Origin of the sequence: Ruminococcus sp. MCC718 (assembly GCF_018783905.1) — a bacterium.
GTDB lineage: Bacteria > Bacillota > Clostridia > Lachnospirales > Lachnospiraceae > Hominisplanchenecus > Hominisplanchenecus faecis.
Window position 1 is genome coordinate 1 of record NZ_WQNP01000018.1, and the last position, 19,935, is coordinate 19,935.

The following is a 19,935-nucleotide window of genomic DNA, read 5'->3' on the forward strand; positions in this document are numbered from 1 at the left end:
ATAACACTGTGTCTTTGGCATATCTCATATGAAAACTGCTTTATATCATCTGATATCTGTCTCGAAACCAGTAATTTCTTTCTATATTTACAGACGAAAATAATGTGATATTGTAATAGGTATTTGTGTCTGTTTTTAGATTTCCAGGTTCCCATGCCATGAGTATACTATAATTTCTGATTTTTGGCTACCTTAACCCACCGTCTAAAGCCAGTGGGATTGCAGTAGCCTTATTTCAAAAATATTTCTGACATTCTTGCTGCAAGATATACCTTATGCATTGCATGAACTGTTCCATGATTCCTGATTTCACACTTTTTCTTTTTTTCTGTGAATCATAATATAGATTACCACCGGTGCCCCAAATACCGCTGTGATCGTACTGATGGAAAGTTCTGTCGGAGCAAACATGATTCTTGCCAAGAGGTCACAGAGCAGGCAGAACACAGATCCGCCAAGGAAACACGCGGGTATCATGATGATCGGTTTTGCGGTGCCGAATAAATTTTTAACCAGATGCGGAACAGCAATTCCGACAAAGGATACCGGTCCTGCAAAGGCTGTCACACAGGCTGACAGAATACTGGATAACAGCACGAGCAGTATGCGAAACAGCTGTACATTCAGTCCCATATTCTGGGCATAAGATTCTCCCATCTGATAGGCACTGATCGGTTTTGACATCAGAAAAACGCAGATCGAAGTGATCCCGACAACGATCGCCATGATCACTACATTATCCCAGGTAATCCCGGAAAAACTTCCTTTTGACCAGTTATGCAGATTGACAATATCGGCATCGTCCGCAAATGTTACCACAAAATCGGTAATCGCAGAACAGATATATCCGATCATAACGCCGCTGACGATCAGCATCGACATCTGATCGGTCACTTTCGACATCAGGATCACAAATCCCATACAGATCATGGAACCAACAAAAGCTGCCATGATCATCACCCAGGAACTTAAATGCAGGGCATTTCCAAGGGAAGCTACCATGACAAGTGCCACGACCAGTTTTGCTCCGGAGGAAATCCCCAGTGTAAACGGTCCGGCGATCGGATTATGAAAAAAAGTCTGCAAAAGATATCCGGACAATGCCAGCCCGCCGCCCAGGATTGCCGCTGCCATTGCTCTCGGAAAACGGATTCCCATCACAATATCCGTAAAGGTTTCATCCGCTCCATTTCCCCACAGCATTTTCGGTATCTCCGAAACCGGTATATTTACACTTCCTATGCATATATTCAAAACCAAAAATAAAAATAATAAAGCTGCAAGAATGATAAATGCAGCACCATATCTGCTTTTTTTCATCGTATCACTCCACCTTATACAGATAAGTCAGGTCTGCATCGTCTCCGGTCAGCATTTTTCGAATATCGGATGTGATTGTCCCAAGTTCCATTGTTGACTGATAGAGATTCTTGGTCGTGCAGTATACATGTCCTTCTTTCACCGCTTTGAATTTCTCAAGCAGCGGGCTTTTTGCCAGAAGATCCTGCATAGAAGACAATTCTCCTTCTATTGTACTATTATAAATAATATAGTCTGCATCTTTTGCTCCGGCATAAAATTCTTCCATCTGAAGGGAAACTGTAGATGTCGCTTCCTCCTCGTCACCTAGATCATCAAAAATATAGCTTCCGCCGGCAAGTTCAATCATTTTCGGCAGATAATCCGCACTTTTTCGCACATTTGCTTCCCCATTTGTCGTGATATAGAAAAATGCCACCGTTTTTCCGGTTGCATCCTGATCACTCACCTGTTCAAACGCTTTCGCTTCTGCATCAAACGCCTGCTCTGCCTGATCTTCATGCCCGGTCAGCAGCCCGTAAAGTTTGACCCATTCAGTACGTCCGAGCGGATTTGTCTCATAGCTGGAATGATCGACCAGAACCGGAATATTAAATTTTTCCATCTGCTCTTTCACTTCCGGTGTATGCAGAATCATGGTATTCTCGATGGCAAGCCCACAGTTTTCATTCAATATCATCTCATAGTCCGGGGCTGAATATTTCCCGGCATAAATAATATCCCCATCTTCCATGGCTTTTTTCGCCTCTTCTATGTACCAGCCATCTGCTTTCAACGAGCTGAATCGAACCGCATCCAGTGCATCTGTCGCCACAAACATATCCATCGCCGCCGAAGCCGCCAGATAAATATTCTGGATCGGCTGCTGCAGCACCGTGATATCCTTATCCATATCTTCCGGCACAGATTCTCCTTCCGGTACGATCAGATATTTCCCGTCATCTGCGATCGTGACAAGTGCATAATCATTCTGATAATAATCCACCGCAAACATCTTTGCGTACTCCAGTTCCATGCTGTGGTCGTATGTCAGATCCTTGCTGATATCAGTATTTCGCTTTTCAATCGTATCCTGTTTTTGCGATGCACAGCCTGCCAGCATCAGGCAGAATACAACACCGAGTACCCCCATTATTTTCTTCATTTCTTTTCCTTTCGTCTCATCCTGGTAACAGCCGGTATGAACACAGCCACTGCAACTGCAATCCATAATGCGATATTTACCGATCCACTCATACCTGATCCGGAGCCGGACGCTGTCACGGTGTCTGATGCAAAGGTCAGCGTATATTCGATTTCATGCGGTACACTCATCGCAGTCGTATCTGCCATTACCGTCATCGGTTTATCAAATTCTGCAACCGGAACCTCAAAAACAGAATTTCCTTCCGTATTGACCGGAAGAAATTTTTCACCGTCAACCAGCATATAGTCATAATGTGAACTGCTCCATTTAATCTCAGCTGTTACTTTTCCATCTTTTACCGAAATGTCAGTCGGAGAATCGATCGTTGCTCTTCCGCTTCCGCCTTCCATCGTAACTTCTGCGGTGTATTCACCGTCTTTTAAATTTAGTTCCTCTGCTGTCATGATTTCTCCTTTTCAAGATAAAAAGCTGCTGCAAAATATGTAGATACATATCGCAGCAGCTTTTCGCAAAATCTGATATTTTTTATTCTTCTGCTTTTACCGGATTGGAAACGCTGACTTTATGGTCATACCATTTTCCTTTTGTTCCGATCAGTGCCAGATCAAATTCCTCATCGATAGCCGGAACAGGAACATCAAATGCATTCACTTCTTCTGCCGGTTCACCGTCATTATAATCTACGGTTTCCACAACCGGCTGCAGCAGTTCTGCTCCATCTTTCTGTGCATCCTCTGCAAGTCCCGGATACAGATTTACAATGTTTGTAGAACGCAGCGTGATATGAATGGTCATCTTTCCGTCTTTTACGGTCAGAGTTCCTTTTCCATCATACATTTCATTGACCTGGAACATACTGCTGTCTGTATTAAAATCAGCCGTGTAAGTTCCATCTTCCAGTGTTGCAGCGGCTTCTGTTGCCTCTGTGTCTGCGGTCGTTTCTGCTACACTCTCCGCCTCCTGTGTTTCTTCGGTCTGTACCTGTGTTTCAGAAGCTGCCTCTGTCTGTGCAGCACTCTGTGTTTCTGTCTGGCTTGTGCTGTTTCCGCAGCCAACTGCCAGTGCACAGCTAAGTGCCATTAATCCTGCTAATGTAATGATTCTTTTCTTCATTTTTGTTCCTGTCCTTCTATTTTGCTTCTTTTTTCAAGAATACCTCTGACATTCCTGCTGCGAGGTACACCTCATGTATTACTTATTACTCGTTTATAGCATCTGCTGTATGAGCAACGTAGAGATCCTGGATTGCTTTGATCTCACCCAGACCTGCGATCTGTGTATCAATGCTGTCAAATTTTCCGGATGCCTCAAACTGGCTCTTCCAAGAATCGTCATCATCGCCTGCCATATCGTTGTTTGCATGATCTCCAGCAACAACCATCAGCGGACGAAGGATTACTTTTTTGTATCCTGCTGCAGATACAGCTTTGATCACTTCTTCGCATGCTGTCTCTTCCGGTTCGCCTTCAACGGTTCCGATAAATACATTTTCATAACCAAGCTCTTTCATCTGAGCCTGCATCTGGCTGTAAGAAACTTTTGCTGTATGAGAAGTTCCATGTCCCATAAATACAAATGCAACGCCATCTTCTTTTGCTGCATCCAGGGAATCATAATTTGCTGTTGCTACTGCTTCAGAAGTGATTGCTTCTGCTACTGCTTTTTTATCATCGTTTACAGTATCTGCATCATCTCCGACCTCACCCAGCAGCGGTTCTGCTACTTTTACAGATTCAAATTTATCTTTATATGCATCTACGGCATCCATCAGTTCGTCATACTCTGCACCATGCATCAGATGTGTAGGCTGAATAACCAGATTTTTAACGCCATTATTTACGGCACGTTCCAGAGCCTGATCCATGTTGTCGATGTGCTCATCATCACGAGCCTGGATGTGATTGATAATGATCTGTGCTGTGAATGCTCTTCTTACAGACCAGTCCGGATTTGCAGCCTGCAGTGCATCTTCAATACCTTTGATATCAGCAACACGGCTGTCATTGAAAGAAGTACCAAAGCTTACAACCAGGAGTTCGTTTTCACCAATCTCATCACCATTGCGCGGATCATCTTTGGATGCATCACCGGTATCTCTTCCGAAATAATCCGGATCAGCTTCTTCGCCTTCAACCAGTTCTTTCTGAGCATCTGTCAGAGCATCCCATGCTTCTTTTGCTTCTTTACACTGCTCGTCTGTGTTCTCATTTCTTTCCTGAACATAAATTGCATCGATCAGAGCTGCTACTTTATCTGCTGCCGCCTGATCATCTTCTGCTTCCGTAGCTGCTGCTGTTTCAGAAGCTGCCTCGGTTGTTGCCGCTTCGGTAGCTGCTGCTGTCTCGGTTACTGCAGTTGTCTCTGTCGGAGCAGTTGTCTCTGCTGTTTTGCTTCCGCATCCTGCCAGCATAGATGCTGTAATTGTTGTTACACATAAAATCGTTACCAGTTTTTTCTTCATTTGCCTTTCCTCCCAAAATAATACTTTTATTTGAAACAAATAAGATTTGGGAGAAAAAGAAAATCCAACGAACACACGTCGTTGGACTGTATACTGGATAACAACAGCCAAACCAGAATTTCTTCGGCTTCGCTGTTTCTATTTCAATTCGGTACAATCAATCCTCGTGACCTGGAATATCTATTCCCCGCACCACAGTCTGGCAGGTCTCCTGGCTTACAGTTTTAACGCACATTGCTGCCTTCCCGATATCTCAGTGGCATAATAAGCAATGCACTCCTGTTTACAGTGACGAGATCGCACGGGTCTTTCACCTGTTTCCCTATTCTCCGCCTTGCGGCGACACCAGCTGCTTCTTATTCTATTTCAAATATTCGTTCCTAACAGTCCGATAATTACTCTATAACCTATCATTTATATCTGACTGTTATTTACATTTCCAAATTATAGCATAAATTTTAAAATAATCAACTGTTTTATGTTATTTTAACTCAAGGCACAACCATAAAAAACAATTATCTATATCAATTCCCGTTACTACCATAATATCGATAAATCTGATTCATACCTCACTTTTTCTTCCTTTTTTACTTAGCTATTTATTAATAATTCTTCTATTTTACAGGTATGTTTTTTTGTTATTTTATCATATGAAATCCCCACTGCCAGAATATTTTGCGGGTATTGTCTGTGTTCTCCCAGTTTTCCTTTGAAACGTAATATATAATCTTTTTCTTTAATCTGTTTGATAGCTTCTTCTGGTGTCTGATCCACTTTTAATTCCAATATGATGCCCTTATCTTCATATCTGACAGGATAAAAAATAAAGTCCACAAATCCTTTTCCAGCTTTATCTTCTCTTTCTATCCTATAAAAATCTCTTGCAGAAAGATAAACCAGATTTACAATCGCCGATAATTCCACCTCATTATTATAAGATAAGATTGGCGTTTCCGTATTATGTGCATATTGCAAAATTTCAGCCATAGTATCTGTATCTTTATTTAAAGTCGCCTGTAACATTTTATTAGAAATATTTGCAAGTCTGTATATATATCCCAGGGATTTTTCCTTTTTCATCATAGATGCATAGCTTCCCTGTAACTCTTTATTTGGAATAAACACGCAGCCATTATCATACGTCAATAATCCATAAACAACCATCGCCGAATATATTTCTTCCTTTGTATCGAGCTGCTGTGCCGTTGCTGCATATTCCTCAATACCCGATGGTATTTTTTCTCCTGCAAACATGAGAACCAGATCTTCCTGTACGTCATCTATATTGTTTTTAACATAGCTGAATACGGAATCATATTTTCCTGAGCTGACCCAGTAATTTGACAGCTGATTATCGGACAATGCACATACAACCGAACGCGGATTATACAATCTCTGACCGGATGCTGTGTGATAACCGTCATACCATTCCCTCAAGCCCTCTCGGTCAATTTGAGGCTTTTTTGTATTCTGAAGATATTTTTCATACAACTTATCTACTTCTTCATCTGAAAATCCAAAATACTCACTGAAACGAATACGTGTTGCCATATTATATTCCAGAAACATATTCAATTCCGATCCGTCGGAATATTTTGCAATCGGCAACACCCCTGTCATATAGGCAAGCTCAACATAACTCTGTCCTTTTAATAATAATTTCAAAAAAAGCAGATAGTCTTCTCTGTTCTTTTCTGTCATAAATGACATGTGAAATACCGCATCCCATTCATCCATAACAAAAATAAATTTCTTTTTTGTTTCATTGAATATTTTCGAAAAAATATCCCATATAGCATCTTCCTGCTTTAAATACAAATCCGAATATTTTTCTCTTAAATCATAATATATTCCCTCTTCAATGCGAGAAATATATTTTTTATAGCTATCACATTCTTTCGGCATTTCACTGAAATCAATATATACCACATCATGTTTATTTAAATGCTCTTTATATTTTGGATATTCTGAAATTTTAAGTCTGTCAAAAATATCAGAACCGCCCTCCGATTTTTCAAAAAAAGATGCTATCATATTCGCCATAACCGTTTTTCCAAAACGCCTTGGTCTTGTGATACAGAAAAATCTCTGTTCCTGTTCCAGAGCCGGTATTAATTCTTCCAGCAGCTCTGTTTTGTCTACAAAATAAAGACCTTTCGTAATTGTTTTGTATTTATCATATGGCTCAATACTGTTTAAAAACATTCCCATATCAATTCCCCCGAAAATCCCCTTTTCTCTGCTGACTTAATCTTATCAAAAATTCTTATTCCTGTAAATCAGAAGGTTCTTTTCTGAACTTCTCTGCATCCAGTGTCTTGATCACCTTCGCCGGATTTTCAACTGCTACCACATTATCCGGAATATCTTTCACGACAACACTTCCGCCGCTGATCACAACATTGTTTCCGATCGTAACACCCAGCATAACGTGTACACCGGCTCTTTTCTTTTACAGATTTATCCCCTTCATTCACACATGAAAAAGATATTGTTTCTATTATATCGTTTTCTCTGAAAAACGAAAATACTTTTTTGTAACCTTTTTCCCTGCTGATTTGTATTATAATTGAAAGCACCTTGATCAAGGACTTGCAATTTTTACGATTCAGGCAGCAAATACTTCAATCTGCAATGAATTGTTATCAAATTGTAACTGTTCAGAGCCAAGCAAAATTTCAAAAAACAGGTATAAAATGCTTGCATTTTTAAAACTGTTTTTGAAATTTTATTTGGCGGATACGCCACACCGACGAAATGCGTAGCATTTTGGAGGTTGGCTCTGAACAGTTACATCAAATTTTATATTTTAGGAGTACTCATGAGACAACCTGTACAGGAACTGATCGAACGCTATCAGAACAATCTCTACGCCATCGCCTTTAACATCTGTAAAAATCAGGCAGATGCAGAAGATGTTGTTCAGGATACATTGATCCAGTATTACACGACAAGCAAAGATTTTGAAGATGAGCAGCATATCCGTGCGTGGCTGATCCGTATCGTGATCAATAAAGCGAAAAATACAACGCTTGCTTTCTGGCGGCGTAACAGACGTTCGCTGGAGGATTATATAGAAACGTTAACTTTTGAAAATCCGGAATCTGAGAATTTATTCGAGGAAGTTCTGAAACTTCCTGAAAAATATCGCATCGTTATTCATTTATTTTATTATGAAGATTATTCCGTCAGGGAAATCGCCGATATTTTAAAGCTCTCGGAAAGCAACGTAAAAACACGCCTGTCACGCGGACGCTCTCTTCTGAAAACAGCACTGAAGGAGGAATGGGAAAATGACGAATAAAGAAAAATACAAACAGGCCTTTTCGGTTTTGCATACCTCCGATATTTCTGAAGGGGAGGTCAAATATATGGCAAAATTAAAAAAACAGCAGAAAATGAAACTTGCGGCGGCTGCAATCGCAGTCTGCGTGATCGTTGGCGGAACAGGAACGGCTTACGCAGCAAATGTCGGCGGAATCCAGCGAACTATCCAGCTTTGGATGCACGGTGACCAGACAAGTGCCACTCTCGATTTAAATACCGACAACGGTTCTTATTCTCTTGAATACAAAGATACCGACGGAAACACCGTCACTCAAGGCGGAGGCGGTGTTGCCTTCGATGCAGACGGAAACGAACGTCCTCTGACCGAAGACGAAATTATGGAGGAACTGAACGCACCGGACGTAGAATATCTCGATGATGGCAGTGTATGGATTTATTATAAAAATCAGAAAATAGAGATCACCGACAAATTCGACAAGGACAATGTCTGCTATGTAAAAATCGAAAACGGCGATGAAACAATTTACATGACCGTTAAATATCAGAATGGATATAGTACTTCTCCTGATAAATATCCAGATCCACGCAGTTTTAATTAAACCAACCATCAGCCTGATTTCTGAAACTGACCGTTTTTAACAGGCTGTTAATGTAAAAATATGCAGGCTTTGAGTTTTCCTCTGCCTGCACATTTTTATGCTTCCCCCCGCTTACAGTTTTCTGCTTTCTGTCTGTTGCTTATTTGACTTTTACAGAAAGTATTGTACTGTATTTTGTATAAACTTTTTTACCGTTTACATTCTTGTATGCACGAACACGCACATAATATTTTTTGCCGCTTTTCAGTTTTGTAAGAGTCTTTTTTGTCTTTGTTGTGGTAACCTTTTTTGCACCTTTGAAATTAGATTTTAATGCATAGCTGATTTCATATCCCTTGGCACTATTTAATTTTTTCCAGGTTACTTTGATTTTTTTCGTACCTGCTGTCGTTTTCTTTACAGTTACGGCTGCTCCTGTAAATTCTGCTTCTTCTAATTTTTGCTTCTCTGCTTCGAGTTTCTGGATTTTCTGCTCAAGTTCTGCTGTTTTTTTCTGGATAGCAGCTGTATTCTGATCTGCTGTCTGAAGTTTTGAAGACTGATCATTTACTGTTTTTTTCAGTTCTGCAATCTCGTTTTTTAATGCTTCAATTTCTTTTTCCGTTACTTTAATATCAAAACCAGAAACAATTGCCTGAATATCTGCATCGCTTAAACTATACTCTTCCTGATGATATTTCAGATAACACAATGCTGTTTCTTTATCCAGTTTATCAATTGTTGCCGTAACAACCGTTCCGTCATACAGTGTTTCGGAGCATGATCCGGTATAATATAATTCTGCCAGCATCATTCTTGCTGTCTTAGTTTCCGTACGATTGCCGCCGCTCATGCTTTCTGCTTTTTTTGTCAGACCGGCAATTGCACTTTCGATATCCTGCTCTACTCCGCCAATTCCAAACAGTTTATATCTTGCAATATAAAGATCTGCTCCGCGGGTATTACTGTAACATTCATATGCTTTTGCATAATTTTGCTCCACACCATACCCATTTTCATAACAGATACCGATATATCTCAGTGCTTTTCCATTGTTCAGTTCCAGAGCTTTCTGCAAATACGCAAAACCTGCTTTCTGGTCTGCTTCGTCATTTGCCAGTCCAAGGCATGTTGCAAAACCTGCCCCTGGAACTTCCAGTCCAATATGTGAAAGGGCAAGATCAAAATATCCGGTTCCGTTTCCAAGTTCTCCTGCTTTTTCCCAGCATCCCAATACGTATTCTCTCAATGCATCCTGAGTTTCTCCATTTGGTCCTTTTCCAAGACGAACACAACATTCTCCAATCTGTACCAGACAATTTGCAACAGCTTCTTTATTTTCATCGGTTGCTTCCTGTGACGCACCCAGTACAAACTGTTCCAGAGCTGCTTCATAATTCTGATCGATATTTTTTAATGTATTTCCTTTTTCATAATAATCTGCAGCTGTTTTTCCCTGATTTTCATTTTCCAGATTGTTCATCAGCTCTACAAGCGTGTCACTGAGATATCCTTTTGCAAATACTTTTTTAACGCCCTGACCCTGTCCGATTTCCAGGTCTTCATCCGTGCACATATAAGTACGATATTCGTCATTGTAAGTTGCTGCATTATTTACCACCAATGTATTTTTTGCTGAAGACTGTTCTTTTAATGTTAATCCATACTGGCAGAACAACTCTCCGCTGGAACCAAGCAATTCAATATCGCCAAATTTTAACAGATGCAGAGAAGCTCTGAATTTGTCACTTTCCTCTGTCGGACCTGGAATATATTTTTCATCAAATCCATAACTGATTGCTGCATCACTGCTCATCTCTGTGATATTTTCATTTGCTCTTAAAACATCTGCATACTGTACAGAACCAAGGTACTCTAAAATTTCTACTGCTGATTTTGAAAAATATTTTGTCTGTTTTTCTCCGGTTGTAGTATCCGGAACGAAATACTCATTTCCAATGATCGGATTCTGATCTCCTGCTGCACCACTAATCCATAATGCTACCGCACCATCATAACTATTTTCAATGCTGGTCGATACATATCCCGGTAAATCTGCACTGACTCCAACGCCATAGGTACCATCCTCATTTACAACATAATGATTTGCATACATTACAACACCATGCACTGCATAGTTTACAATAAATGCAATCGGCTCACCTGTTTTTTTACTGTCAAAGCGAACAACTGCCAGTGTTTTATCAGAAGTTCCCTCCGGATTGTATCCCTGGCTTCGCTGCTGTGTACCATCTTCTTTATAATATACACGATTTCTGTTTACATTAATATAACTGTTGGTATAACCGATTCCTACCGATGCCGGTTCCAGATTTGCAATTGCTTCTTTTGCCGCTGCAAGCATCTGCTCATGTGCATATACCATCCACGGATCTGTTGTGCTCATTTTGATCGCATCCGGGACTGCATGAGAATGTGTTGCACAATAGAAAATCGCTTCTCGCTCTACGCCGGTTTCTTTTGCCAGATCATCCACAAATTCTGTCGGTGCCGGACTGTCTCCCGTTTCCCATACTACCATCAATGCTGTTTTCTGTCCGTCGTTCACTGCGATCACACGAACGTGAAGCGGATCGATCACATCTACCAGATTCTGTCTTGCAAGTCCTGTTGACATCGGAAGCATCCCATTTTCTTTTGTAGGTGTAATGTCCCGAACGGCTGCTCCCACCTGTAACGAAGTTTCCGCTGCCTCTGCCACACGCGGACACACAATAACTGCCATAAGCAAACACATTGTGCAGATCATTTTGATTACAACTTTTTTGATACTCATTGTCTTCCTCCTTTTTCATTAATTTGTTTATTAGTATCATTTTTTGTTGTTACTATCCTACTATCTTTATATAAATTTTACAATATATGTAGCATTCCACTCTTTTTATGTATTAAAAAACAGACAGATTTTTTTCACCAAAACTCTGTCTGCTCTGCAAAAATCTAAAAATTTTATCCCTGCTTCAAGTCTGTACTTTCTTCAAAAACGTTTTTGTTTTCTCCCTGGATATATAAATGTACTTTTGTATCTCCCTTTTTACTTTCAATCTGAACACTGGCATCTTCTCCATAAATATCTCTCAGCCTGTATGCTACACTTCGAAGTCCAACGCCCTTTTGAGATGGTGCATAATCGCTTTCCAGAACTTCCTTCAGTTCCTTCTGCTTTTCTTCTGATATTCCGGCCCCATTATCGCATACATACAGTTCGATTCCATCCGGCAATGTTTTTGCTCCAATCTGGATTTCTGCTCCACGTCCCATATGTTTTACTCCATGAGAAATTGCATTCTCTATAAGAGGTTGTAGTAAAATCGCCGGTACTTTTACTTTTGCACACTGTGGATCACAGAAAACAGAAAAATGTATGATATCACCAAAGCGAAGTTTCTGAATTTCTATATAATGTTGTGTATAATTGATTTCTTCCCACACCGTTACATATTGTCCTACATTATTTAAAGCTTCCCGGAGAAAATTTGCAATCATCACCGCACCTCGATACGTTCTGGTAGCATGTTCAATGGTTGCTAATGAAGAAATTGTACTCAGACAATTATAAAGAAAGTGTGGACTGATCAGAGACTGCATAAGTGAAAACTCTGCATTTGCAAGAGCTGTTTCCTTTTTTCGCAGTTCCTCCGCTATCCTTGCTTTATCTTCCAGCTCCACAATCTGTTTTTCTATTGTTCCTGTCATTTTCGAATACTCATCATACAAAATCATCAATTCCTCATAACACGATGTAATGGGAACATCTTCTTTTGCCTGTCCTCTTTCTTTATGGAAATGCTGTATTTTTTCTGTCAATAATACAATCGGCTGAAGCACCTGATGAAACAAATGATATAAAATATTGATCGTATAAAATAACATCACTGAAAAAATAATAACAATTGCCCAGATTTGAAACTGCCAGATTTTCTTACTCAATAGAATACTTGAATTCGCAATATTTTCCACATGTTCCTGAAGCATATCATGCAAAAGTAATGTAATTTCAGACATATGCGTGATATCCTGTATATCTACTTCTCCCTTTTGTTCTGCGTATGCCGTTGCACGGTTAATAAATTCTTTTGAAACACTGCACAAATCATAGAATGCGTAATAATCTGATTCTGTTTCGTTTCTTTCATAAAGTCCATTGCATGCAAGCTCTGCCAGATTCTGCATTTTTTCCGCCATTTCATTTAAAGAACTGGCTTTTTTTAACACCTTTTTCTTATTTTTGTCCCTTCCGTGGATAAAATAATCCACCGTTGTCTCCTTCAGTTCCTCAATGGCATCATCGTAATCATTATATATTGCAAAAAGTTCATACATCTTCTGCATCTGTGAACGCCCTTTAAATGCGGCAGCGGCATTTACAATTCCTATCAAAAGGACTCCGACACAAAAGCCTGCCATCAAAAAAAGGACTCTTCTTTTTAAAGAATATTTTTTCATTCCTGCCAATCTCCCATATATTCTCTTACGGATTGTTTCATATACTTTTTAAAAACCTGCAAAAAATACTTGCGATTGGTAAACCCGGAATCTTCTGCAATTTTACTTGTGTTGCACTCTCCGCTTCTGATCAGTTCCACTGCTTTTTCAATTCGCATGGTATTTAGTACTTCGGTAAAGGATGCTCCCATCTCTTTTTTAAAAATTGTGCTGAAATAAGATGGATTCATACCTAATTTTTCCGCCACATCTGCCTGTGTGATATCTTTTGTAAATCCGGACTGCAGCACAGAACGAATACGTTCTTTCATCAGGCTTTCTTCCTGATTTTTTATTTCCATCCGATGTCCCACATAGTAATTCTGAAGATATAGTTTTAAAGTATCATACGGTTTTTCCTGTTCAAAGCATTGAAATACTTCCACCAGATTGACGGTCTCATCCATTTTCTGAAAGGCTTCGCAAAACAAATCCACACCTTCCCAATACGCCTTTTCTGTGCTCATGCGACGTTTAATTGATCTGATCAGGCTTTCTGCATCTCTCTGGTACAGTTTATTCAGCCATTTCTGTCCAAGCTTTTGTTTTTCTGCTCCTGCACAAAGTTCTCCTTTTGGCATGACCGGCAACATACACATTTTCTCCCTGTCTTTTTCAAATTGTGCCTTTAACGTTCTGTATTTCTCCGGTAGGTTTTTAAAACAGTCTGTCGGTTCACAACAAAACATGCGTACTTTTCCATAAAGCTGCAAATTTTTAAAAAGCATTGCCAGATAAGCACGAATACGTGCAAGTGCCTGTTCTTTTAGAAAAATATTTCTTGGATGAATCAACGCAACTCCTATTCCATCTACATATGCATTCAGAACTGCAAAATCAGATATCAGCAATTTTTTAATCTCCTGTTCAAAATGTCCGGTCTGTAAATCACAAAGCACCAGGCTTCCGCATAATATTTCCTCTTTTCCGATATCCATGATTTCCGCAAGTTCTTCCTCTTTTCCTTTTAGCTTCTCCGACAGAAGATCCTCCAAAACATGATGCTGGGTATAGGAATACAGTTGCTCGAATTTTCGCTCCTGTCTGCGTTCTTCTTCCAGCAAAAGCTGACATTTTTCAATTGCTTTTTTTAATTCTGCATAATCTATCGGCTTCAAAAGATAATCTGTGACTCCAAGCGAAATGGCAGTTCTTACATACCTGGAACGGTCATATGTAGTTGTGATCAAAATTTTACTTTCTGCTTCGGAATTTACAATTCGTTCTATGAAATCAAGCCCTGACAGAACGGGAATATTAATATCCACGATCAAAATGTCCGGATGCTTTTCTTCAAATAAATCTAAGGCTTCCTGCCCATTTGATGCTTCATATATCTCCGAAATATCATAATCTCCTGTTTCCAGCTCCATTTTTAATGCCTGTCTTTCCAATGGTTCATCTTCTACAAGCAACAATTGATTCACTTCGTCTCTCTCCCTTCTTCACATTTTAATTTTCCTTTGATTCATCATAAGACAGTAGATCTACATTCCAGTTTTTCTCATGTGATTCTTTCCCCTGACATAAGGAGTTAACTGCATAAATGATCTTATATCCGATATTTTGATTGTCCTGTGCCAGAAACATATCAATAATACCTTCATCTATATAATTTTTTACCTTATCTGTTATTTCGCCAAAACCAATCAGCCGTATATTATTCTGATATTCTCCCGAATAAATAATCTCTGCCATCTCCGTCGTCGTATTTGTTGTAAAAGTTGCGACAACCGCAGAGTTTTTTACTTGCTGTAAATATTCTTTTACTTCTTTAATTCTCTCTATCTCATCATTTGTATCAGGAATATAAACAATTTGATCTTTTAATCCATATTCTTCTAACTTGTCATAAAATCCTTCTCTTCTGCGTTCCAGAACTAAATTTTCCTGAGAAGCTGGCTTACGAATCAGGATACTCTGACCTTCTGTATAATTTTCATAAATATTCTCCGCCATTTTCTGACCAACCGCATAATTATCCAGACCAATATATGCATCGTAATCTTCTGTTTTTGGCGGCGTATCTGTTACAATAACCTTGATTCCTTTTTCTCTGATTTTTTTCAAAATCGGCTCACACTCTTCCCACATATCCGATTCATAAATACATATAGCTATCGCATTCACATCCATATAGTATGCACTTTCAATCAGATCTGGAAAATTTGCCTCATCTTCCGGTGTATATTCTGTCAGCAAAATTCCCTGTTCTTTCGCAGCCTGACGTAACCCTTTTCTTACTTCCTCCCAAAAAGAAATTTTTTCCGATCCCAGAATTGCCGCCACTCTGATCGTACTTTTATTTTCTTCTCTTTTTTTCGTATATATAACAGTCGCTGACGCCAGTATAAGAATACAAATCAATATTTCTGCTGCCAAAATCCCTTTTCTTTCTCCTGAAACACTATTTGTCTTCATACATTCCCTTTCTTTTCCCAGATATCCAGTTTTTGCTCCTTTGTTTTCTGACTCAGATTATAACATAAAAAGTGTGCAAATTCAGAATCAAAATCTGAGTCTTGCACACTTTTCTTTTACGTATTCTGATAAGCTCTATGCCATTTCATTATTTAATCTTACTTGCTGCGATCCCGCCTTTTTTGAAGATTCTTACATAAGCTGCTTTTTTGTTCTTTGGCACTCTAACCGTTATCTTCTTTGAAACGCCCTTGAATGCTGATTTTCCAACGGTTTTCAGCGTTTTTACTTTCTTCAGGTTTACGGTCTTTAAGTTCTTATCACCAGAGAAAGCATTCTTTCCGATGGTCTTCAGTTTGTTTCCGTTTACCGTGACGGTTTTCAGTTTCGTGCAGTTTGCAAATGCCTTCTTTCCGATCTTTTCTACGTTGCTGCCGATGCTTACAGAAGTTACTTTTTTATTGCCTTTCAGGGCATTTGCTGCAATAGCGGTTACTTTATAAGTTTTACCGTTTGCTTTGATGGTTTTTGCGATTTTCACGCTGCTCTTTGCTTTGCCTTTTGCAGTCATGTTTTTCACTTCAACCGTATCATTTCCGGTAACTTTGTAGTTAAAGATACCGGATGCATCTGCGATCACGCTGCCGATCGCCGGGGTCTGGCTGTTGTTATTTCCATTATTACCGTTGTTGTTGTCGTTATTATTATCCGGTTTCTTTGCTTCCAGTGCTTTCATGGCGATGTCTAATGCATCTGCAGCATCTTTCAGCTGTTTTGCGGTTGCTGTTTCAGAAGCAAATGCCATTTCTGCATCCCTTTTTGCTTTTGCAAAATTTGCCCAGCTTTCTTTTGTATAATCTGCTTCTTTCTTTTCTGCCGCCTGTGCAATCTTTGTCTGTACTTCTGTTTTGCCGGAGGCTTTTACTTCATCGAGTTTGCCCAGTGCTTTCTTTAAAGCATGGTCTGCTTCTTTGATTTCCAGTTTGGTTACTTTTTCTTTCTGTGCAACTTCTTTTGCTTTTGCAATTGCCTCTGCGATACCGGACTTGGCAAAAGTTCCTTCCGGATAATCTTTTTCCAGATAAGTTCTCTCTGCAACCTGTGCATCGGTACTTAAGGTCGCTTTATCATTTACTGCTGCTGGCTCATCGCATACGATATTGTATGTCACACCGTCGATCACCGTTGTGGTTCTTCCGATCTCGTTTGCTTTGATTGTCACGGTTGCTTCCGTCGGTGTTATTCGTTTCTCTGCTGCTCCAAGAAGTTTTGTCTGATTTCCTGTTCCATTCGTTGGGTAGAGAACAATAACATGGTCTTTATTGTCTTTATTAAAGATATTGGCGATCAGATATTTTTTACCGGAAGTAACTTTTGATACTCTCTGATATCCCGGAACAATATCTCCTGCTTCTGCTTTGTCCTTTTTCTCAAGCAGAACCACCTCATAGGTTCCAGCTGTAAAGCTTGCATTATAGAGTCTGTTTGCGTTGAAGTCCATGTTTGTATAATAGAAAATTACATATCGTTCTCCGTTTTCTTTGCAGATACGGAAAGTATCACTGCCATCTGTCGGCGTTACCAGCATATTATTTTTTGCTGCTGCACTGAAAAATGAATTTGCACCGCTTTCATTGGTGAGATATACCTTTTTATTTTCATTATATACTGCATACACATTTGCTGTTCCGGTTGAAGTAAAGGTAAACTCTGCATCTGTCAGATTCAGTGATATATCATTTTTTGCTGCAAAACTGCTCAGGTCAGAATTATTGTTTGCTATATGTGCATACATCGGCACAACTTCTTTTTCTACACCATCTACTTTTGCATAATTTACATCTGCAATCTTTTGATCTGCTTCCGTCGTAATACCTGTTTTATGTTCTTCTGCCACCTGGTAAGACCTTGTATAAGTTTCATTTCTGGTAAGTTCTACGCCAAGCTCTAAATCATTTATATAACCATCTGCCGCAAGCTGGGCGATATCATAATTATCATAGCGTATGCTTCCTCCGCCATTTTCCCAGAGAAGTCCTACCGTTCCGTTTTTCAGCTCTGACATACAGGAATACTGATAAGTGCCACTGTTTACTGAATAGCTGTTTTTTAAAGTCAGCATCTTGTCTTCTTCTACCAGAAATGTAAATATTTTACCGTTTGCTCGTCCACTTCCGCCCGGGGCAGCTACCAGGATTGCCTGTTTTCCATCAATCGTTTTAGAATAATTGATCGCTGTCACATTACAGGTTGATGTACAAGAAACGCCTGTCTTGACCGGCTTTGTAAATACATAATCACCGGATGTATTTCTTACGGCATCTGAATAGCAGACCACTCCCTGTCCGCTTCTGAAGAACATACGCAATGTTCCGTCTGAAAGCTCTACGACTTCACTTTCGGATGACCAGTAACCACCTGCGGCTGCTCCTGGTACGTCATTGGATCTTTCCCATGTTTTTCCATTATCATCAGACCAGATAATGCTTGCATTTTCTTCCCCATCGCCATGATCATAGAATGGAATGACGATCGTACCATCTGAAGTCAGTACCCCCTGCCCCGGAGATACCAGCAGTGCTGTCTCTTTTGTCGGACGTTTGATCTGTGGATTCAGGATTTCCGGATCTGTCCAGGTAAATCCATCATCGTATGTTTTTGCATACATCATATATCCGGTATTGTATACATGCAATGCAGATCCTTTATAGAAAATATTCTGCTGAATATCCGTATTGGAATTAACCTGTTTCTGTGTCAGGGTATCTTTATACTCTCCATTTTCTACTTTATACAGGTTGTACCACTTATCCACGCCATATCCTGTTTCCGAATGATCGGATCGTTTTAAAATTTTTGCATATCCGTTCTCATCCCAGTCCCCTACATAATAAGCATAAGTTGTGGCATCGTCATCTTTTGGCTGTGTGTTTACATTGTCATAATTATCCGTTACTGCCAGATAATCTTTTCCGTTTACTTTAACATAACCGGTTCCTTCTCCCGGAGCTTTATAACCGCCCATTGTCGTTACGCCGGTTGGGTTTACATCGGCAATACAATAAATTTCTCCGTCTTTTCCCTGTACCAGTGCCGGGTCGATGATCGTAGTTGCCGTATTGCCGATATAACCATCGCTGTCCGGAAAATACAGCGGGAATGAATAATTCCAGGTCTTACCATTATCGGTTGATACAGAAGCGATCGTATCCAGTCCGCCGCCGTCACCGGTTGTAGAATATCTCGCATCCGCTGCTGCCAGAAGATTTCCCTTCTGCGTAACGATAAATGCCGGGATACGGAAATACTGACTTCCCGCTGTTCCCTCTGCAAACGGCTGGTTCTGTGTTACATGCTCTGCTGTCGTGTTGATCGGACCTGCTTTCAGCAAGTCTGCTGCGTCTGCTTTCGCTGCCGGAAACACAGCTACTGCAAGACCACAAACAAGAGCTGTTCCAAGCCCCTGTTTCCACAGTTTTCTTTTTTCGTTCTTTTTCATAGTTTCCTCCTTATTTTCCCTCCTGTGATTATTCAATTTTACTATATTTTTACTGTTTTGTCCAGCAAAAAAAACCTTCCTACAGCACTTGCATGCTATAGAAAGGTTCGCCGCTCTTTTTATAATCTTTATATTCTCAAATTTTGATTAGTCCTGAACGTATGGCATAAGAGCGATGTGACGTGCTCTCTTGATAGCTACTGTCAGAGCTCTCTGATGTTTTGCACAGTTTCCTGTGATTCTTCTCGGAAGGATTTTTCCTCTTTCAGAGACATATCTCTTCAGTTTGTTTACATCCTTGTAATCGATTTCGTTGTTTTCTTTACCACAGAAAACGCAGACTTTTTTTCTTCTGCGTCCGCCTCTTCTCTTCATCGGAGAATCTGGTCTTTCAGATTTATTGTAAGCCATTGCTGTAAACCTCCTTTAATGTCTAGTTAAACGGTAATTCTTCGTCAATACCGTCCGGGATATTCATAAATCCATCGCCGCTGGCTGCACTCGGTTCCGGTCTTGCAGGTGTATAGTTATTTCCATTTGCCTGAGACGCAGCTTTGCTTTCAGCAAACTCCTGATCCTCTACTACTACATCTGTAGTGTAAACCTTGTTGCCATCTCTGTTGGTATAGCTTCCTGTCTGGATACGACCTGTAACGACTACCTTCAGTCCCTGATGGAAATACTTCTCCGCAAACTCTGCACTGCGTCCGAACGC

The 19,935-nt window shown here is 40.0% G+C and carries 17 protein-coding genes and 1 riboswitch; of the genes, 2 read left to right on the plus strand and 15 right to left on the minus strand.

The window, feature by feature from the left end:
- From GPK60_RS01935 to GPK60_RS01970, 8 genes are all read right to left on the minus strand, one after another.
- Positions 1 to 155: transposase (locus tag GPK60_RS01935; protein WP_215658758.1), on the minus strand; the 155-nt coding region annotated here is incomplete at its 3' end.
- Positions 156 to 309: 154 nt separating this feature from the next.
- Complete coding sequence (locus GPK60_RS01940; protein ID WP_022118117.1) at positions 310 to 1,320, minus strand: iron ABC transporter permease; 1,011 nt, start codon at positions 1,318 to 1,320, stop codon at positions 310 to 312.
- A gap of 4 nt (positions 1,321 to 1,324) precedes the next feature.
- Positions 1,325 to 2,464, minus strand: a complete 1,140-nt coding sequence (locus GPK60_RS01945) for an ABC transporter substrate-binding protein (protein ID WP_173897767.1) — start codon at positions 2,462 to 2,464, stop codon at positions 1,325 to 1,327.
- On the minus strand, positions 2,461 to 2,910 hold the full coding sequence (locus tag GPK60_RS01950; RefSeq protein ID WP_215658742.1) for a hypothetical protein: 450 nt from the start codon (positions 2,908 to 2,910) through the stop codon (positions 2,461 to 2,463). Before GPK60_RS01950 ends, GPK60_RS01945 begins: the two co-directional genes overlap by 4 nt.
- 82 nt (positions 2,911 to 2,992) lie before the next feature.
- Positions 2,993 to 3,580: a hypothetical protein gene (locus GPK60_RS01955; RefSeq protein WP_215658743.1), complete on the minus strand. Its 588-nt coding sequence runs from the start codon at positions 3,578 to 3,580 to the stop codon at positions 2,993 to 2,995.
- An 85-nt stretch (positions 3,581 to 3,665) separates the two neighbouring features.
- Entirely contained in the window at positions 3,666 to 4,928 is a 1,263-nt protein-coding gene (locus GPK60_RS01960) for a sirohydrochlorin cobaltochelatase (protein ID WP_022118113.1), read from the minus strand.
- A gap of 183 nt (positions 4,929 to 5,111) precedes the next feature.
- A riboswitch (cobalamin riboswitch) is annotated at positions 5,112 to 5,293 on the minus strand.
- Between the two features lie 226 nt (positions 5,294 to 5,519).
- Entirely contained in the window at positions 5,520 to 7,139 is a 1,620-nt protein-coding gene (locus tag GPK60_RS01965; protein ID WP_022118112.1) for an AAA family ATPase, read from the minus strand.
- A gap of 55 nt (positions 7,140 to 7,194) precedes the next feature.
- Positions 7,195 to 7,356: a hypothetical protein gene (locus GPK60_RS01970; RefSeq protein WP_346727699.1), complete on the minus strand. Its 162-nt coding sequence runs from the start codon at positions 7,354 to 7,356 to the stop codon at positions 7,195 to 7,197.
- 393 nt (positions 7,357 to 7,749) lie between these two features.
- On the opposite strand from GPK60_RS01970, the gene GPK60_RS01975 reads away from it, so the two are divergent.
- The gene (locus tag GPK60_RS01975; protein ID WP_022118110.1) at positions 7,750 to 8,232 is read left to right on the plus strand and encodes an RNA polymerase sigma factor; all 483 of its coding nucleotides are present in this window, start codon (positions 7,750 to 7,752) and stop codon (positions 8,230 to 8,232) included.
- A 67-nt stretch (positions 8,233 to 8,299) separates the two neighbouring features.
- Positions 8,300 to 8,815: a hypothetical protein gene (locus tag GPK60_RS01980; RefSeq protein ID WP_252191260.1), complete on the plus strand. Its 516-nt coding sequence runs from the start codon at positions 8,300 to 8,302 to the stop codon at positions 8,813 to 8,815.
- A gap of 139 nt (positions 8,816 to 8,954) precedes the next feature.
- Here the strand turns inward: GPK60_RS01980 and GPK60_RS01985 are convergent, their stop codons facing one another.
- The 7 genes from GPK60_RS01985 to GPK60_RS02015 all read right to left on the minus strand — a co-directional run.
- Complete coding sequence (locus GPK60_RS01985) at positions 8,955 to 11,591, minus strand: neutral/alkaline non-lysosomal ceramidase N-terminal domain-containing protein (protein WP_215658745.1); 2,637 nt, start codon at positions 11,589 to 11,591, stop codon at positions 8,955 to 8,957.
- Between the two features lie 173 nt (positions 11,592 to 11,764).
- Positions 11,765 to 13,261: a histidine kinase gene (locus GPK60_RS01990; protein WP_215658746.1), complete on the minus strand. Its 1,497-nt coding sequence runs from the start codon at positions 13,259 to 13,261 to the stop codon at positions 11,765 to 11,767.
- A complete protein-coding gene (locus GPK60_RS01995; RefSeq protein ID WP_215658747.1) occupies positions 13,258 to 14,727 on the minus strand; it encodes a response regulator in 1,470 nt (489 codons plus the stop codon). Before GPK60_RS01995 ends, GPK60_RS01990 begins: the two co-directional genes overlap by 4 nt.
- Before the next feature lie 25 nt (positions 14,728 to 14,752).
- The gene (locus tag GPK60_RS02000) at positions 14,753 to 15,721 is read right to left on the minus strand and encodes a substrate-binding domain-containing protein (RefSeq protein ID WP_215658748.1); all 969 of its coding nucleotides are present in this window, start codon (positions 15,719 to 15,721) and stop codon (positions 14,753 to 14,755) included.
- A gap of 148 nt (positions 15,722 to 15,869) precedes the next feature.
- A complete protein-coding gene (locus tag GPK60_RS02005; RefSeq protein WP_215658749.1) occupies positions 15,870 to 19,220 on the minus strand; it encodes a leucine-rich repeat protein in 3,351 nt (1,116 codons plus the stop codon).
- A 147-nt stretch (positions 19,221 to 19,367) separates the two neighbouring features.
- A complete protein-coding gene (gene rpsR, locus GPK60_RS02010) occupies positions 19,368 to 19,631 on the minus strand; it encodes a 30S ribosomal protein S18 (RefSeq protein WP_022119136.1) in 264 nt (87 codons plus the stop codon).
- Between the two features lie 22 nt (positions 19,632 to 19,653).
- Positions 19,654 to 19,935, minus strand: a 282-nt coding sequence (locus GPK60_RS02015; protein ID WP_252191261.1) for a single-stranded DNA-binding protein, incomplete at its 5' end; no start/stop codon positions are given.

What these genes read in the sequence shown, in the direction of transcription:
- GPK60_RS02005 (WP_215658749.1), bottom strand. Translation starts at nt 19,220, where the DNA reads ATGAAAAAGAACGAAAAAAGAAAACTGTGGAAACAGGGGCTTGGAACA.
- GPK60_RS02000 (WP_215658748.1), bottom strand. Translation starts at nt 15,721, where the DNA reads ATGAAGACAAATAGTGTTTCAGGAGAAAGAAAAGGGATTTTGGCAGCA.
- GPK60_RS01960 (WP_022118113.1), bottom strand. Translation starts at nt 4,928, where the DNA reads ATGAAGAAAAAACTGGTAACGATTTTATGTGTAACAACAATTACAGCA.
- GPK60_RS01980 (WP_252191260.1), top strand. Translation starts at nt 8,300, where the DNA reads ATGGCAAAATTAAAAAAACAGCAGAAAATGAAACTTGCGGCGGCTGCA.
- GPK60_RS01985 (WP_215658745.1), bottom strand. Translation starts at nt 11,591, where the DNA reads ATGAGTATCAAAAAAGTTGTAATCAAAATGATCTGCACAATGTGTTTG.
- rpsR (WP_022119136.1), bottom strand. Translation starts at nt 19,631, where the DNA reads ATGGCTTACAATAAATCTGAAAGACCAGATTCTCCGATGAAGAGAAGA.
- GPK60_RS01970 (WP_346727699.1), bottom strand. Translation starts at nt 7,356, where the DNA reads ATGCTGGGTGTTACGATCGGAAACAATGTTGTGATCAGCGGCGGAAGT.
- GPK60_RS01945 (WP_173897767.1), bottom strand. Translation starts at nt 2,464, where the DNA reads ATGAAGAAAATAATGGGGGTACTCGGTGTTGTATTCTGCCTGATGCTG.
- GPK60_RS01940 (WP_022118117.1), bottom strand. Translation starts at nt 1,320, where the DNA reads ATGAAAAAAAGCAGATATGGTGCTGCATTTATCATTCTTGCAGCTTTA.
- GPK60_RS01975 (WP_022118110.1), top strand. Translation starts at nt 7,750, where the DNA reads ATGAGACAACCTGTACAGGAACTGATCGAACGCTATCAGAACAATCTC.
- GPK60_RS01990 (WP_215658746.1), bottom strand. Translation starts at nt 13,261, where the DNA reads ATGAAAAAATATTCTTTAAAAAGAAGAGTCCTTTTTTTGATGGCAGGC.
- GPK60_RS01950 (WP_215658742.1), bottom strand. Translation starts at nt 2,910, where the DNA reads ATGACAGCAGAGGAACTAAATTTAAAAGACGGTGAATACACCGCAGAA.
- GPK60_RS01965 (WP_022118112.1), bottom strand. Translation starts at nt 7,139, where the DNA reads ATGGGAATGTTTTTAAACAGTATTGAGCCATATGATAAATACAAAACA.
- GPK60_RS01955 (WP_215658743.1), bottom strand. Translation starts at nt 3,580, where the DNA reads ATGAAGAAAAGAATCATTACATTAGCAGGATTAATGGCACTTAGCTGT.